We start from the raw sequence: 16,062 nt of genomic DNA, 5'->3' as shown, positions 1-16,062 counted from the left end.
GTCAGCGCAGGCTGGCCGGCAGGTCGGCGTAGAACGCGCGATAGCTGGCATAGTCGGCCTGGGTGGCAGCGACAAACGACAGCGGCACCGGGGCGTGGATCAACGCTGCCGATTCCGCCAGGACGCGCTTGCCGTCAGGGTCGTTGTGCATCGTCAGGAAGGCATTGGCGACAGCGCGCACCTGGTCGGCCGGCACGCGCGGCGACGCCATCAGCGCGAGGTCATTGAACGGCGCCGACGTCCACAGCACGCGAAACGCGCTGCCTTCACGGCCGCTCCAGTTGGCCACGAGCTGGGAATTGGCGCCAACGGCCTTGACCATCCCGGCAAACAGCTGCGTGAATGCGGCGTCGTGATTGCCGGCGAACACGACGTTCACGGGAATGTCGGCGCGCAGCAATTGCGCATAGTTGACCTTGTAGGCAACCAGTGCTTCCGGGCCGGGAAAACTCACGGCAGCGCCGGCCAGTTCGCGGATATCCCGGATCGGCGAGTCGGCCGGCACCACGATCTGCCCATGCACGGGCGGCGAGTTGCGCCGCCCGAACACGGTCCAGCCCATCTTGTCGCGCTCGGGACTGAACAGGTGATTGGAGAAGGCAAAGTCCACTTCGCGGGCCAGCACGAAGCTGGTCGTGTCCGCCGAGGTACGGCCAAGCTTGAGCTTCATGCAGACCTTGCTCCTGGCCGATACGTAGCTGATGATCGGATTCCAGAAGCTGGCCGAGACCTGGACATTGAACTGGTTGACCGGAGAAAAGTTGTAGCAGGCCGGCGGCGCGGCGATGGCCGACTGCGCGACGAAAACGGCGCCAGCCACCAGCGACAGTGGTAATTTCATGGTGTGCGATCGTGAAGACAATAAGAAATATGGCCACGTCCGGCAAGCCGGATCGGGCTCCCCGATGTCGTGCTGTTCGGCAGACAAGCCGGGTGCCCTGTTGCCGTCCGGGCCAGCGGGCAAGCGTCGTCATCCGTCAATGGATGTACGAGCTGCCACTGTAGCGCGGACCGGTAGGGCAAACGCAAGGCATCTGTAAAGATCATACCATCAGCAAAGATTGCTGGCTGGAATGCAATGTTGTATTTTGCGACGCCACCGGTTCATGTCCTGTGCATGCAACCGGAAACAACAACGGCCCCGAAGGGCCGTCGTTGTTGCGAGCAGATCAGACTAAGACAACTCAGTCACGAATTTCCAGCTTGCGGTTCAGGCTCAGCGCAGCCAGCGTGGCCACGGCGGCCGACAGCAGGTACAGGCTGACGTAACCCAGGCCGAAGTTCGCCGACAGGCCCAGGGCGACCAGCGGGGCAAACGCCGCGCCAACCAGCCATGCCAGATCCGACGTCAGCGCCGCACCGGTATAGCGGAAGTGCTTCTGGAAGTTCGACGTCGTGGCGCCCGCTGCCTGACCATACGACAGACCCAGCAGGGTGAAGCCCACCAGGATGAAGGTGTTCTGACCAGTCGTGCCGCCATCGATCAGCGATGGCACAAAGATCGAGAACAGCGCGATCAGTGCGGCCAGCGTGCCCAGCGTGGTACGGCGACCGACCTTGTCGGCGATGTAGCCCGATGCCAGGATGCCCAGTGCAGCCAGCACGGCGCCGCCCATCTGGACCAGCAGGAACGATTCGACAGGACGGGTATCGTACAGCTGGATCCACGACAGCGGGAACACGGTCACCAGGTGGAACAGCGCGTAGCTGGCCAGCGCGGTCATGGCGCCGATGACGATATTGGTGCCCTGATTACGCATCAGTTCGCCAACCGGTGCCGGCGACATGTGCTTGCTGTCCAGCAGGCGTGCGTATTCGGTGGTCGAGACCAGGCGCAGGCGGGCGAACAGGCCGACGACGTTGATGGCGAAGGCGACGAAGAACGGGAAGCGCCAGCCCCAGGTCAGGAAGTCTTCCTGCGACAGGTTGCCGATCAGGTAAGCGAACACGCCGGCAGCGATGACGAAGCCGAGCGGTGCGCTCAGCTGGCCCAGCATTGCGTACCAGCCGCGCTTGCCTTCAGGTGCCGACAGGGCCAGCAGCGATGGCAGGCCATCCCACGAGCCGCCCTGGGCCAGGCCCTGGCCGATGCGCAGCAGTGCCAGCATCACGATGGCGGCGCCGCCGATTTCGCTGTAGCTCGGGAGCAGGGCGATGACGACGGTGCAGGTACCCATCATGAACAGCGCGATCAGCAGTTTCATGTCGAGGCTCCAGCGCTTCTGGATCCACATGAACAGCAGCGTACCGAACGGACGCGCGATGAAGGCGAACGCGAAAATGGTAAAGGCGTACAGTGTGCCTTCGAGGCGATCGGCAAACGGGAAGAAGATCGACGGGAACACCAGCACCGAAGCGATGGCATACACGAAGAACTCGAAGTACTCCGCTGAACGACCGACAATGACGCCAACGGCGATGTCACCGGGAGAAATGTGCTCGTCGCGGGCGTTGATATTGCGTGCGCCGCTGTTCGGGCTGGTGATTGGAGCGGCGTCGTCGCCGCCGTGGGTGGTGCTGTGCATGGTTAGTTCTCCAAAAGTCGTGTCGCGGTCGCCACTATTGTGGGTAACACTATTGTTAAAATTGCATTATGGCAAAGGGTGGGACAAACTGTCCAATGTTCTTTGACGACCGTTGGCAGTACAGTAGCATGCTCTCCCTCCATGTAACGTTAGATACCTAGCATGATTCCACAAATTGTCCGCCGCGGACTGCCATTACTTCTCCTTGCAGCGCTAGCTGGCTGCAATACCGTTGTAATGAATCCCACCGGCGATATAGCAAAGCAGCAGGCCGATCTGATCGTCATATCGGTTCTATTAATGTTGATCATCATCATTCCGGTGATGTTGCTGGTCGTCTGGTTCGCCTGGCGCTACCGCAAGGGCGCCAATGCGGCCTACGAACCTGACTGGGACCACTCGACCAAGCTCGAGCTGATTATCTGGGGCGCTCCGCTCCTGATCATCATCGTGCTGGGCCTGATTACCTGGGTCAGTACCCACAAGCTCGATCCGTACCGTCCGCTCGACCGCATCGATGCCAACCGCCCGCTCGCCGCGTCGGTCAAGCCACTTGAAGTACAGGTGGTGGCGCTGGACTGGAAATGGCTGTTCATTTATCCAGAGCAGGGCATTGCATCGGTCAATCACCTGGTGACCCCGATCGACGTGCCAGTGCGCTTCAAGATCACGTCGTCGACCGTGATGAACACGTTCTACATCCCGACCCTGGCTGGCATGATCTACGCGATGCCGGGCATGGAGACGGAACTGAACGCGGTGCTGAACAAGACCGGCGATTATCGCGGCCTCTCGGCCAACTTCAGCGGCGATGGTTTCTCGCACATGAAGTTTGCCTACAAGGGCGTGACGCAGGCCGATTTCGACACCTGGGTCAAGGAAATGAAGACCGGTACCGAAGTGCTCGACCGCGCTGACTACATGGTGCTCGAAAAGCCGACCGCCAAGGAGCCGGTGCGCCATTACGCACAGGTCGAGCCCGCGTTGTTCAACCGCATCCTGAACCGCTGCGTTGCTGAAGGCACCATGTGCATGAATCAGCAAATGCACGAGGATCACAAGCGCAACGAAATGGCTGCGGCCATCCGCCAGCTGCCGAAGGATGGCAAGTCCATGCTGGCCGAGGCGCTGGAAATGTGCGTCGCCCCTTTTAACACTGTGAAGAAGTAACCATGCAAGACACTTTCGACTTGACGAAGTTTATCTTCGGTCGGCTTGGCTGGGACGCAATTCCCTTCCATGAGCCGATCCTGCTTGCTACCTTCGCAGGTGTGATCGTAGGCGGTGTTGCCCTCGTGGGCATCCTGACCTACTTCCGCCTGTGGGGCTCCCTGTGGAAAGACTGGATCACCAGTATCGACCACAAGAAAATCGGCATCATGTACATGATCCTCGGTCTCGTCATGCTGCTGCGCGGCTTTGCCGATGCCCTGATGATGCGTGCCCAGCAGGCGCTCGCCTTTGGCGACAACGCCGGCTTCCTGCCGCCGCACCACTACGACCAGGTCTTCACCGCCCACGGCGTGATCATGATCTTCTTCGTGGCGATGCCGTTCGTGACGGGCCTGATGAACTACGTGGTGCCACTGCAGATCGGTGCGCGCGACGTGGCCTTCCCGTTCCTGAACAACTTCTCGTTCTGGATGACCACGATGGGCGCCGTGCTGATCATGGCGTCGCTGTTCGTCGGTGAATTCGCACGTACCGGCTGGCTCGCGTATCCGCCGCTGTCAGGCATCCTGGCCAGTCCGGGGGTGGGCGTCGACTACTACATCTGGTCATTGCAGATCGCGGGTGTCGGTACCTTGCTGTCCGGTGTGAACCTGATCGTCACCATCATCAAGATGCGCGCACCAGGCATGGGCCTGATGAAGATGCCAGTCTTCGTCTGGACCTCGCTGTGCACCAACATCCTGATCGTCGTGACCTTCCCGATCCTGACCGCCGTGCTGGCCATGCTGGGCATGGACCGCCTGTTCGACACCGCGTTCTTCACGAACGACCGTGGCGGCAACGCGATGATGTACGTGAACCTGATCTGGATCTGGGGTCACCCTGAGGTCTACATCCTGATCCTGCCAGCGTTCGGTATCTTCTCCGAAGTGGTCTCGACCTTCTGCGGCAAGCGCCTGTTCGGCTACACCTCGATGGTCTACGCGACCTGCGTCATCATGGTGCTGTCGTACCTGGTCTGGCTGCACCACTTCTTCACGATGGGTTCGGGCGCCAGCGTCAATGCGTTCTTCGGCATCACGACGATGATCATCTCGATTCCGACCGGCGCGAAGCTGTTCAACTGGCTGTTCACGATGTACCGCGGCCAGATCCGCTTCGAACTGCCGATGATGTGGACGATCTCGTTCATGCTGACCTTCACCATCGGCGGCATGACCGGCGTGATGCTGGCGATTCCTGCGGCCGACTTCGTGCTGCACAACTCGCTGTTCCTGATCGCCCACTTCCACAACGTGATTATCGGTGGCGTGGTGTTCGGTATCTTCGCGGGCCTGAACTACTGGTTCCCGAAAGCGTTCGGCTACAAGCTCGACAAGTTCTGGGGCACCGTCTCGTTCTGGCTCTGGTCGATCGGTTTCTGGGTCGCGTTCACGCCACCGTACATCCTGGGCTTCATGGGCTACACCCGCCGCGTGAGTCACTTCGATGACATGTCGGTCCAGTGGCTGTTCCAGATTTCGTTCCTGGGCACCCTGATGATCGCCGGTGGTATCGGCGCGCTGCTGATGCAACTGTATGTCAGCTTCCGTGACCGCAACACCGCACGTCTGCGCGATTTCACGGGCGATCCGTGGGATGGCCGTACGCTGGAATGGTCGACCTCGTCGCCACCGCCGGACTACAACTTCGCGTTCACGCCGGTGGTGCACGACAACGACACCTTCGCCGACATGAAGAAGAACGGTTACCAGCGTCCGCTCGCCGATTTCGTCGCGATCCACATGCCGAAGAACACCTGGGCCGGATTCGTGATCTCGGCACTGGCGTGCGCGGTCGGCTTTGCCATCATCTGGCATATGTGGGCCCTCGTGATCGGGGCGTTCATCGTCCTGCTCGGTACGATCATTGCCCATACCTTCAACTACAAACGCGATTTCTACATTCCGGCTGAAGAAGTCCTGAAGACCGAAACCGCACGTACTCGTATGCTGGAAAGCCATGTCTGACATTAAAGCAACCATGACAGGCGGGTTGACACCCGCCGAAGTGACCGCGCGCTACATGGCGCGGGAGCACCACCCGGAGCAGGGCACGCTGCTCGGCTTCTGGCTCTACCTGATGAGCGACTGCCTGCTGTTCGCATCGCTCTTCGCTGCCTACGCCGTGCTGGGCCGCAACTACGCAGGCGGCCCGACCGGCGCCGAGCTGTTCGAACTGCCGCTGATCGCGCTGAACACCGGCTTCCTGCTGGTGTCGTCGATCACCTTCGGCATGGCCATGATCTCGGCGCAAGCCAAGAACGTGGGCAAGACCAAGCTGTGGCTGGTCGTCACGGGCCTCTTGGGCGTGGCGTTCCTGTCGCTGGAAATCTATGAATTCCAGCACCTGATCCACCTGGGCGCCGGTCCACAGCGTTCGGGCTTCCTGACCGCGTTCTTCTCGCTGGTCGGTACCCACGGCCTTCACGTGCTGTTCGGCATCGTCTGGCTGGTGACCCTGTTCGTGCAGCTGTCCAAGCACGGCCTGACGCCGGAAAACTTCCGTCGCCTGGCTTGCCTGTCGCTGTTCTGGCACTTCCTGGATCTGGTCTGGATCTTCGTGTTTACCTTTGTCTACCTGATGGGAGTGCTGCCATGAGCGATCATCACAACGAGCACGACCATGGTCATCATGGTCATGACAGCTACCAGATCCACTACAGTGGCAAGGATTACGCGATCGGCTTCGTCCTGTCGCTGATCCTGACCGCGATTCCGTTCTGGCTGGTGATGGGCAACGTGCTGGCCCCGGACATGACCCGCTGGGTCATCCTCGGCTTCGCCGCGGTCCAGCTGGTGGTCCAGATGGTCTACTTCCTTCACCTGAATTCGAAGGCGGAAGGCGGCTGGAACATGATGGCACTGGTGTTGACGCTGGTGCTGCTGGTCATCGTGATGTCGGGCTCGATCTGGGTCATGCACCACATGAACACCAACATGATGCCGGGCATGGGTGCTGAAAACACCTCCGACATGACCTGACGATGGTCATGCACGAGCAGCAGGCGCCGACCGTTTCGGCGCAGGACCAGCCCCCACCGCGCCGTTCGCCGTTCGTGCGGCGCCTGGTGGCGGTGTTGGCCTTGCTGCTGCTCGTGCTCTTTGCAGTGCTGGGGACCTGGCAGGTGTTTCGACTGCAATGGAAACTGGACCTGATCGAACGCGTCGATGCACGCGTTCATGCGACGCCTGCTGCGCTGCCTCCGGTGGCGCAGTGGCCGCAGATTTCCAGAGAATCCGACGAATACCGGGCCGTTGCCCTGTCGGGTCACTATCTCTACCCATTTACCGCACCCGTCCAGGCCCTGTCCGAACTGGGTGCCGGCTTCTGGCTGCTCACGCCGTTCTGCACGGACGAGGGCCACATTGTTTTTGTCAACCGCGGCTTCATCCCGTCATCGGGCGACATCGCCACGCGCTTCCCCGCGCGCACCGCCGGGCCTGATGCCTGCGCCGCACCGGGCGAAGCCGTCAAGCTCACCGGCCTGCTGCGCATTGCCGAACCCAAGGGCGGTTTCCTGCGCGACAACGACCCGGCCGGCAATCGCTGGTACTCGCGTGACGTTGCCGCCCTGACCGCCGCGCGCGGGTTCGATCCCGCCATCACGGCGCCGTTTTTCGTCGATGCCGGCAAGAACCAAGACCCAGTGTCCGCGCCCGAGCGCGCGGTCGGCGGCCTGACCGTCATCTCGTTCCCAAATAATCACCTCGTCTACGCGCTGACTTGGTATGCTCTCGCCCTCATGGTGGCCGCAGCCTGGTGGTGGGTGGCCCGCTACGAGGCGAAGCGTTCCCGCAACGCCGACGATTAAACGCGCCGTCCGCACTGCCGGGTAGCGGCGCACTGAACGAACGGGTTCCGATGCAATCTCCACTCGATTTCTTCGCCAGGGCGGCGCGCACGTCGCCGTCGGCGGCGGCCGCGAACGTGGAATTTGCGGCCGGCCACAAGAACATGCTGCAGCTGATCGAGCTGCGCTGGATCGCCGTCATCGGCCAGGTCACGACCATCGCCGTCGCGATCCTGCTGTTCGGGATCGGCCTGCCGCTGGTGCACATGCTGCAGGTACTCTCGTGCCTGATCGCCTTCAACATCGCCAGCCATCTGCGCTGGCACGAGCGGCGGCCGGTGTCGAATGGCGAGATGTTCCTGGCCATCCTGGTCGATGTCTCGAGCCTGACCGTGCTGCTGTACCTGTCCGGCGGCACCACCAATCCATTTGCCTTCCTCTATCTGCTGCAGGTCATCGTGTCGGCCGTGCTGCTCGACGTGCTGTGGACCTGGAGCATCGTCGTCATCACGATCACCTGCATGGCGGGCCTGGCGGCGTTCGCCGAGCCGCTCGCGCTGCCGTTCGACCACGAGCGCGGGATCGGCAGCCTGTACGTCCAGGGCTTGCTGGTCTGCTTTGCACTCAATGCAGCGCTGCTGGTGCTGTTCGTCTCGCGCATCTCGAACAATGTGCGCGACAAGGCAACGCAGCTGGCGGCGCTGCGCCAGAGCGCGACGGAACAGGAGCACATCGTGCGCATGGGCCTGCTGGCCAGCGGCGCCGCGCACGAGCTGGGCACGCCGCTGTCGACCGTTTCGGTGATCCTGGGCGACTGGAAGCGCATGCCGGCATTTCGCGATGATCCCGAATTGCTGGGCGAGCTGACCGAGATGCAGACGCAGCTCAAGCGCTGCAAATCGATCGTCAGCGGCATCCTGCTGTCGGCTGGCGAAGCGCGCGGCGAATCGGCCGAACGCACGACCGTGCGGGGCTTTCTCGACGGCCTGGTGGAACGCTGGCAGGCCAGCCGCCCGGTGCGCGCTTTCACGTACAATAATCGGATCGCCGACGACTGGCCGGTCGCGAGCGACTCCGCGCTGCGCCAGACGGTCGACAACCTGCTCGACAATGCGCTGGAAGCCTCGCCCGACTGGGTTTGTTTTGATGCGCACATCGACGAGCGCACGCTGGTGCTGTCCGTGCTCGACCGTGGTCCCGGCTTTGCGCCCAGCATGCTGGCGCAATTCGGCAAGCCCTACCAGTCCACCAAGGGCAAACCCGGTGGTGGCCTGGGCCTGTTCCTCGCCGTGAACGTGGTGCGCAAACTTGGTGGCACCGTCACGGCGACCAACCGGCCGGAGGGTGGCGCCGAGGTCATGCTGCGGTTGCCGATGTCGGCCATTGAACTGGAAGAGGAGCTGAACGATGCCGAACCCTGAGCCGCTGCTGCTCATCATCGAAGACGACGAAGCCTTCGCCCGCACACTGAGCCGTTCGTTCGAACGACGTGGCTACCGCGTGCTGGGCGCGACCGGCCATGATGAAGCCTCCGCCATCCTGGCGCAGCACAATCCCGGCTACGCCGTGGTCGACCTGAAGCTCAAGGGCCAGACCTCGGGCCTGGCCTGCGTGCAACTGCTGCACGAGCACGACCCGGACATGCTCATCGTCGTGCTGACCGGCTTTGCCAGCATCGCCACCGCGGTCGAAGCCATCAAGCTCGGCGCCGTGCAGTACCTGGCCAAGCCATCGGATGCCGACGATATCGAAGCGGCGTTCGGACACGTGGCCGGCAGCGCCGAGATCGAGGTCACGAACCGCTCGACGTCGATCAAGACGCTGGAATGGGAGCGCATCCACGCCGTGCTGGCCGAGACCGATTTCAATATTTCCGAGGCCGCGCGCCGGCTGGGCATGCATCGCCGCACGCTCGCGCGCAAGCTCGAGAAGCAACGGGTCAAGTAATCATGCGCGCGTTCATCATTGGCTGTGCACTGCTGCTTGGCACGGGCGCCGAAGCGCTCGCAGCGTCCGCCCAGGCACAGGTCGATGCCGGCCGCCGCCTGTTCGCGCGCTGCACCAACTGTCATGAAGTAGGGCCCGGCGCCCGCAATGGCTTCGGGCCGCAATTGAACGGGATCGTGGGCCGCAAGGCGGGCAGTGCCCCCGCGTATGCCTACTCGGCGGCATTGAAGAAGGCAGGCTTCGTCTGGAATGAGCAGAACCTGGTCGCGTTCATTCGCGACAGCGAGAAGGTCGTGCCCGGCAACAAGATGCGGTTTCTCAGCTTCATGAGCGAGAAGCAGGCGGGCGAGATCGTGGCCTACCTGCGCACGCAAGGGGCGGTCACGCCGTCACCGAAAAAATAACCAGGCCGGCGCGGCGCCTGGTGCGCTGGGGTGTTACGCGTTTGCCTTGATTTCCGCCAGCGTACGCGCATCGAACAGGCTCAACAGCGCTTCCATCTGCACCGGCTTGTTCAGGTGATGGTCGATGCCGGCATCGACCGAGCGCTGGCGTGACTCGGCGTCGCTCCAGCCGGTCAGCGCGACGATGAACGTGCTGTTATCCAGCAGACCCTGCGCGCGGGCAGCGATCGCTACCTCGTATCCGGTCATGTCGGGTAAGCCAATATCGAGCAGCAAGACCTGGTAGCGCTGCTGCGCCAGCGCGGCCAGGGCAGCGGCGCCGGTATGGGCGATCTGCACGGCGAAACCGTGCAGTCCGAGCAGTGCCTGCAACAGTTCGGCGGCATCCACATTGTCGTCGACGACCAGCACCGACGGCGCCTGCCGGGGCGCTTCGATGGCCAGCGGCGCCGGCGTGGTGATGGCTACTACGGTGCTTTCGGCGTTCAACGGCAGCGCGATCTCGAACATCGCGCCGCGACCTTTCCCGTCGCTGTGGGCGGTGAGCGTGCCGCCGTGGCGCGCAACCAGGTCGCGCGTGAGCGCCAGGCCGATGCCCAGGCCACTATTGCCGTCGTTGCCGCTGCGGCCTTCCTGCGTGAACATCTCGAACAGCCGCGGCAGCATCTCCGGAGAAATGCCGCGCCCGTTGTCGGTGACCCGGATGCGGGCCATGCCGTCCGGCCCGGTGCTGATGTGCAAATGGATCTCGCCCTTGCCAGCCGAGAACTTGAAAGCGTTGTGCAGCAGGTTCGACACGCACTGGGCGATGCGCGTGCTGTCGACCTGCACGGGAATCGGCTGCGGCGGCAGCGTCAGCTGGAAGTTCGCGCCCGATTGTTCGATCATCGGTCCACTGGTTTCCAGGGCGCTGGCGATCACATCGCGCAGGTCGGCCGGCGCAACCTGCAGCGTCAGTTTGGCCGAGTGGATGCGCGACGCGTCGAGCAGGTCGTCGACCAGGCGCGTCAGTTGCAGACCCTGGCGCGTGATGATGCCTGCGGCGCGCGCCAGCGGTTCGTCGGCGCCCGCGCGCATGGCGATCAGCTGGGCCGCCGACAGGATTGGCGCCAGCGGATTGCGCAGCTCGTGCGCGAGCATCGCGATGAATACGTCTTTCTGCCGGTTCGCTTCGCTCAGCTCGGCCTGGCGCAGGACGAGCGCGTCCTCGCTTTCGCGCAACCGGGTGCCGGTGGCGCGCAGTTTGCGCATGGCCAGGTTCATCCGTTCGATGACCAGGCAGTCGACAACCAGGATCGACGCGAAGAAGATCAGCGCAATCAGGTCGCTGTGCGCCATCGCGGCCGGCGCCAGGCGCGGGCCCATGAAGAATGCCCAGGCAGCCCAGGTGCTCAGGAACGCCGTCAGCAGGCCGGGCCCGAGGCCGGCAAGATAGGCCGCCAGCAGTACGGCAGGGAAGAACGACAGGAACGGGAAGCCGCGCGCCGGCAGGATGTCGACCAGCATGAAGCGGGCGGCCAGCGCCACGAGGAACAGGAACACGGCGAACAGATAGCGCAGGACGGGCGGCGCCGCGCCGTCGCGCCAGGTGCCGCCGGAAAACTGGGGTTGCATCATCAGGGTGAAGTGAGAGTTGCGACGCCGGGGAGGTGACGTTGCTGGAAAGCCGATTATAAACAGTTATTCCTGGCAAGTTCAGCTGGAAAGCTTGCTCAGTGCAAAGGCCGCGAGAAATCCCGCGGTGACGATCAGTCCGGCAAAATCATGGGTTTCGTCGAACGCTTCGGGAATCATCGTGTCGACCACCATGGCCAGCACGCCACCGGCCGCCACCGCCGTGATGGCGGCGAGAATTTCAGGCGGGAACTCGTGGAGCAGTGTGAAGCCAGCCGTGGCCGCGAGGCCCGATGCGACGGCAATCGCCGCCCAGATGCCCATGATGTAGCGGGTCGAATGGCCGGCGCGCTTCATGCCCGCAGCGCTCGACAACCCTTCCGGCAGATTCGACAGAAACACCGCCGCCACCATCGCCATGCTGACGCCTTCGCCGCCCACGAGCGACAGGCCGATGACGATCGACTCGGGGATCCCGTCGAGCAGGGCGCCGATCGCGATGGCCGTGCCGCTGGCCTTGGCCTTCGGATCGGCACCCTCCGGTGGCGTGGAGCGCTTGCGGTGCTTGGCGCCCTTGCGCGCGAGCAGCCAGTTGGCGCCCGTGTAGATGCAGGCGCCGATCACGAAGCCGGCTGCCGTCGAGGCGAGCCCGCCGGTCTCGACCGCTTCGTCCATCAACTCGAATGACAGCGCCGAAATCAGCACGCCGCTGCCGAATGCCATGATCGCAGCGACGAGACGCTGCGGCACCTGATAGCGTACGCCGGCTGCGGCGCCCAGCAGCAGGGCGCCGCCCGCCAACAATCCCCAACCACCTGCCTGCAACCAGCCTGCTATTTCCATGCTTCTTCCTGTCGTGTTGCACTACGCGGCGAGCCAAGGTGTCCATTGGCACAAATAAGGTTGCCTTGATTATACTTTTCGGGCAATATGAGGACGTGGCAACCGGATGACTTAACCCGGTTTCCCCGATCAGCAAAGAAGCGGTGAGCACCGCTTCTTTTCGTCCCCCGCACTCGTCGGGGGGCTTTTTTTTCCAGACCCTGTCGATGCTGCCTGCTATGGCTGGCCAAGCGGAATCTTGCCGGCCGCTTCATCGGCATCGAGCTGCGCGATCAGACTGCCCAGATCCTGTTCGAGCCGCAGCAGCGTCGATTCGTCGAGCGTGGCGAGCGCGTTCGGCAGCACGCCGGCCAGGGGCGCCGGCGCGCGGCGCAGCACTTCCTGGCCCGCCGGCAGCACGCGCAGGGCCACGCTGCGCCGGTCCGCGCCTTCGCGCGCTGCACTCACGTAGCCCCGGTCGACCAGCGAGCGCACCAGATTGCTGGCGGTGGACTGGTGGATGTCGAGCGCGCGGCTCAGGCTGGTTGCGCCGATCCCGGGCTGGCTGTCGATCACCGACAGCGCCCAGACCTGGGCGCCGCCCAGGCCGGATTCATGCTCGAGCTGGCGAAAGTGGGTCTTGACCGCATTGAAGACGATACGGAACTGCCGCAGCACGCGCTGGGGCGGCGCGTCGGTTGGCAAGGACGGAGAAGGGGCGTGGGGTTCGGACGACATGCGCGAGATGATAAAGCAAGCGTTGTCAAAACGCATCAGCGCACCGCAGATTCTTCGATATCGGCGCACCGCGAGCGCTGCGCCCGCGCCGCCCGTTCTGCGCTAGCATCCGGTGTATGCGCAGCGCATATTTCCGCCGCTCGTCCGTGCCCGGCCACGGCCTGTCAATGGCCGCGGTGGTCACCTGTCTGCTCGGATTGACGCTCACTGCAGCGCTGTGCGGGGGCGTGCGCATGCTGGAATCCCGGCGCGCCGAGGCCGAATTCGCGCAGCGCGCTGGCGTGCGCGTGGCGGCGGTCACGCGCGCGTTTGCCGAAGCGGTCGATGCGGCGCGCGCCGCAGGCCTGCTGTTTCGCGCCTCGCACCGGATCACGCGCGACGAGTTCGATGCCTTCGCAATGCCGCTGGTGGCGAACCACGGCTACCTGAAAGCGATCGTGTTCCAGCGCTTCGTCAGCGCCGCCGACCGCCCGGCATTCGAGGCAGAACGCCGGGCATTCTGGCCCGACTTCCAGATCCGCGAACGCGTACCGGGCAGCGCCACCGCGCTGGTGCGCGCCGGCGAGCGCCCCCTGTATCTGGTCAACGATTACGTTGCCCCCATCCTCGGTAACGCCATTGTGTTCGGCATTGACGCATGGGCGTATCCGCCCTTGCGGCGGGTCAGCCAGAACGCGATCGATGCCGCCGAGCCGGTCGCCAGTCCGCTCGTCACGCTGCTGCAGGGCGGCGGCAGGCGCCATGGCATCGTGATCACCGTGCCCGTGTACCGGGGCAACGGGCGCCCCGCGGACGTGCCGGCGCGCCGCGCGGCGGTGGTCGGGCACGTCGAGGTGGTGATCGATGTCGCGCTGCTGGTCGGCGGCACCCTGCATGCGGTCCGCCTGCTGGACGACGCCGCTGTTGCCTTGTCGCTGCAGGGGCCGGACACGACGGGGCAGATGGTGACGGCGTACCGGCACGGAACGCTTCCCCGCGCCGACGGCTGGGGGACGCGCGTGCGCGGCGACGCCCCGTTGCGCCACCGTGAGTCCTTCGAGATTGCCGACAGCAACTGGCAGGTCGTGGTCGACGAACAGCCGCACGCGGTCGGCCGCCACACGGCCGAGCTGGTAGCGTTCGCGCTGGGTCTGGTGCTCAGTGTGACTGCCGCGACGCTGGTCCAGCAACGCGTGGCGCGCACGCGCCGCATCGAGGCGCTGGTCCGGCAGCGCACCGTCGCGCTGGAACGGGCCACCGGGTCGCTGCGTGTCTATGAGCGGGCGATGGCGTCCAGCGCCAACCCGATCCTGCTGGTCGATGCCGGGGCGCCGGCGTACCCGATCGGTTACGCGAACCCGGCCTGCGAGCGCACCTTCGGTTACGCGCCGCACGAACTGGGCGGCCAGCCGCTCGCGCTGCTCGTCGGGGCCGACCGCGACCAGCCGGCGGTGCACGCGTTATGCGCATCGCTGCGCCAGCAGCGCGAGGACCACGCGCTCGTAACGATGCACACGCGTGACGGCGCCGAGCTGATCAGCGACGTCTACATCGCCCCCGTGCGCGGCGCCGACGGCACCGTCAGCCAGTTCGTCGTAACCGTCTACGATGTCACCACGGCCAAACGCTACGAAGCCGAACTCGCGCGCCACGCCCATTACGACACGCTCACGGGCCTGGCCAACCGCGCGCTGCTGACCGATCGCATCGAGCGCGCGATTGCGGCTGCGCTAACGACGGCAAACCGCGCGCCGGTGTGGGTCGTGCTGCTCGACGTCGATCACTTCAAGCTGATCAACGATACGCTGGGGCGGCGTGCCGGTGACGACGCGCTGCGTCGCGTCGCCACGCGCATCAGGCGCACACTGCGGCCGCTCGACACGGCGGCGCGTGTCGGCGGCGACGATTTCGTGCTCGTGCTGTGCGGCTGCGGCGACGAACGCCAGGCCGCAACCCGCATCCAGCAGGTGCGTGACGCGGTGGCAGAACCCCTGCAGCTTGGCGACCAGCACGTCGTGTTCGGCTGCAGCGCAGGCGTGGCGGCCTGGCCGGTCGACGGTGACGACGCCGACACGCTGGTCAAGCACGCCGAAATCGCGATGTACCGCGCCAAATCGGACGGGCGCAACGCGGTGCAGTTCTATGCCCCGCACATGAATGCGCAGGCATTCGACCGGCTGGCGCTGGAGAGCGCGCTGCGCCACGCGCTGCGCGAGCAGCAATTCACGCTGCATTTCCAGCCGCAGGTCGATCTGGCCAGCGGCCGCGTCGTGGGCACCGAGGCACTGATCCGCTGGCGCCATCCGCTGCTGGGCACGGTACAGCCGGAACGCTTCATCGGCCTGGCGGAAGAGACCGGCCTGATCGTGCCGATCGGTGCCTGGGTGCTGCAGACGGCGTGCCGCCAGAACCGGCACTGGCAGCGTGGCGGTCTGGGGCCGCTACGGATTGCCGTCAACCTGTCGGCGCGCCAGTTTGCCGAACCCGGCCTGGTAACCAGCGTCGAGCGCGTGCTGCGCGAGACGGGCCTGGCGCCCGGTTCACTCGAGATCGAACTGACCGAAAGCATGATGATGGGTGACATCGAGTCGGCGATCCACACGATGGAATGCTTCAAGCGCATGGGCGTGACCCTGTCGATCGATGACTTCGGCACGGGTTACTCGAGCCTGCAATACCTGAAGCGACTGCCGGTCGACGTGCTCAAGATCGACCGTTCGTTCGTGCAGGACATGGTGGGCAGCGCCGACGGGGCGGCGCTGGTCGACGCGATCATCTCTCTGGCCCATGGCCTGCGCCTGCACGTCATTGCCGAGGGCGTCGAAACCATCGCGCAGCTCGACTTCCTGCGCGGCGCAGGGTGCGACCAGGTGCAGGGCCACGTCTACAGCCGCCCGCAGACGGTGGAGCGGATCGAGGCGCTGCTGCGCGCCGGCCACATCGAGCCCAATCCCGGCGCCGTCTGAGGCAACGGCGCGCCGGGCGCAGGCCACCTGTCGGCTATACTTGCCGAATTGACAGATTGAGC

The 16,062-nt window shown here is 64.4% G+C and carries 14 protein-coding genes; 9 read left to right on the top strand and 5 right to left on the bottom strand.

The window, feature by feature from the left end; all coding sequences use genetic code 11:
* Position 1 precedes the first annotated feature (1 nt).
* The gene (locus AC56LN_RS12325) at positions 2-841 is read right to left on the bottom strand and encodes a phosphate/phosphite/phosphonate ABC transporter substrate-binding protein (RefSeq protein ID WP_499572033.1); all 840 of its coding nucleotides are present in this window, start codon (positions 839-841) and stop codon (positions 2-4) included.
* Between the two features lie 343 nt (positions 842-1,184).
* A complete protein-coding gene (locus tag AC56LN_RS12320; RefSeq protein ID WP_499572032.1) occupies positions 1,185-2,525 on the bottom strand; it encodes an MFS transporter in 1,341 nt (446 codons plus the stop codon).
* Between the two features lie 162 nt (positions 2,526-2,687).
* Between AC56LN_RS12320 and cyoA the strand changes: the two genes are divergently transcribed.
* From cyoA to AC56LN_RS12280, 8 genes are read left to right on the top strand one after another with little or no spacing between them, the layout of a single operon-like run.
* Positions 2,688-3,695, top strand: a complete 1,008-nt coding sequence (gene cyoA / locus AC56LN_RS12315) for a ubiquinol oxidase subunit II (RefSeq protein WP_183552478.1) — start codon at positions 2,688-2,690, stop codon at positions 3,693-3,695.
* Positions 3,696-3,697: 2 nt separating this feature from the next.
* Positions 3,698-5,707, top strand: coding sequence for a cytochrome o ubiquinol oxidase subunit I (cyoB, locus tag AC56LN_RS12310; RefSeq protein WP_482898815.1), 2,010 nt, complete (start codon positions 3,698-3,700; stop codon positions 5,705-5,707).
* On the top strand, positions 5,700-6,338 hold the full coding sequence (gene cyoC / locus AC56LN_RS12305; protein WP_499572030.1) for a cytochrome o ubiquinol oxidase subunit III: 639 nt from the start codon (positions 5,700-5,702) through the stop codon (positions 6,336-6,338). The genes cyoB and cyoC overlap by 8 nt, the downstream gene beginning before the upstream one ends.
* Positions 6,335-6,721, top strand: coding sequence for a cytochrome o ubiquinol oxidase subunit IV (gene cyoD, locus AC56LN_RS12300; RefSeq protein ID WP_332532021.1), 387 nt, complete (start codon positions 6,335-6,337; stop codon positions 6,719-6,721). The genes cyoC and cyoD overlap by 4 nt, the downstream gene beginning before the upstream one ends.
* A 2-nt stretch (positions 6,722-6,723) precedes the next feature.
* Positions 6,724-7,551 (top strand): SURF1 family protein, encoded by an 828-nt coding sequence (locus tag AC56LN_RS12295; RefSeq protein ID WP_499572028.1) that lies wholly within the window; start codon positions 6,724-6,726, stop codon positions 7,549-7,551.
* 50 nt (positions 7,552-7,601) lie between these two features.
* A complete protein-coding gene (locus tag AC56LN_RS12290; protein WP_499572026.1) occupies positions 7,602-8,951 on the top strand; it encodes an ATP-binding protein in 1,350 nt (449 codons plus the stop codon).
* On the top strand, positions 8,938-9,477 hold the full coding sequence (locus AC56LN_RS12285; protein ID WP_499572024.1) for a response regulator transcription factor: 540 nt from the start codon (positions 8,938-8,940) through the stop codon (positions 9,475-9,477). Before AC56LN_RS12290 ends, AC56LN_RS12285 begins: the two co-directional genes overlap by 14 nt.
* Before the next feature lie 2 nt (positions 9,478-9,479).
* Positions 9,480-9,881 carry a c-type cytochrome gene (locus AC56LN_RS12280; RefSeq protein ID WP_499572022.1) on the top strand — a complete coding sequence of 134 codons (402 nt, stop codon included), beginning with the start codon at positions 9,480-9,482 and terminating at the stop codon, positions 9,879-9,881.
* 33 nt (positions 9,882-9,914) lie between these two features.
* On the opposite strand, the gene AC56LN_RS12275 is transcribed toward AC56LN_RS12280, so the two are convergent.
* From AC56LN_RS12275 to AC56LN_RS12265, 3 genes are all read right to left on the bottom strand, one after another.
* On the bottom strand, positions 9,915-11,498 hold the full coding sequence (locus AC56LN_RS12275) for an ATP-binding response regulator (protein WP_499572021.1): 1,584 nt from the start codon (positions 11,496-11,498) through the stop codon (positions 9,915-9,917).
* A gap of 78 nt (positions 11,499-11,576) precedes the next feature.
* The gene (locus AC56LN_RS12270; RefSeq protein WP_499572019.1) at positions 11,577-12,338 is read right to left on the bottom strand and encodes a ZIP family metal transporter; all 762 of its coding nucleotides are present in this window, start codon (positions 12,336-12,338) and stop codon (positions 11,577-11,579) included.
* 216 nt (positions 12,339-12,554) lie between these two features.
* Positions 12,555-13,055, bottom strand: a complete 501-nt coding sequence (locus AC56LN_RS12265) for a MarR family winged helix-turn-helix transcriptional regulator (RefSeq protein ID WP_482898807.1) — start codon at positions 13,053-13,055, stop codon at positions 12,555-12,557.
* 116 nt (positions 13,056-13,171) lie between these two features.
* On the opposite strand from AC56LN_RS12265, the gene AC56LN_RS12260 reads away from it, so the two are divergent.
* The gene (locus AC56LN_RS12260) at positions 13,172-16,000 is read left to right on the top strand and encodes a bifunctional diguanylate cyclase/phosphodiesterase (RefSeq protein ID WP_499572017.1); all 2,829 of its coding nucleotides are present in this window, start codon (positions 13,172-13,174) and stop codon (positions 15,998-16,000) included.
* Positions 16,001-16,062 lie beyond the last annotated feature (62 nt).

It is taken from the genome of Telluria sp. ZT3P26 (genome assembly GCF_059686035.1).
This window is presented reverse-complemented; position numbering and strand designations above follow the sequence as displayed.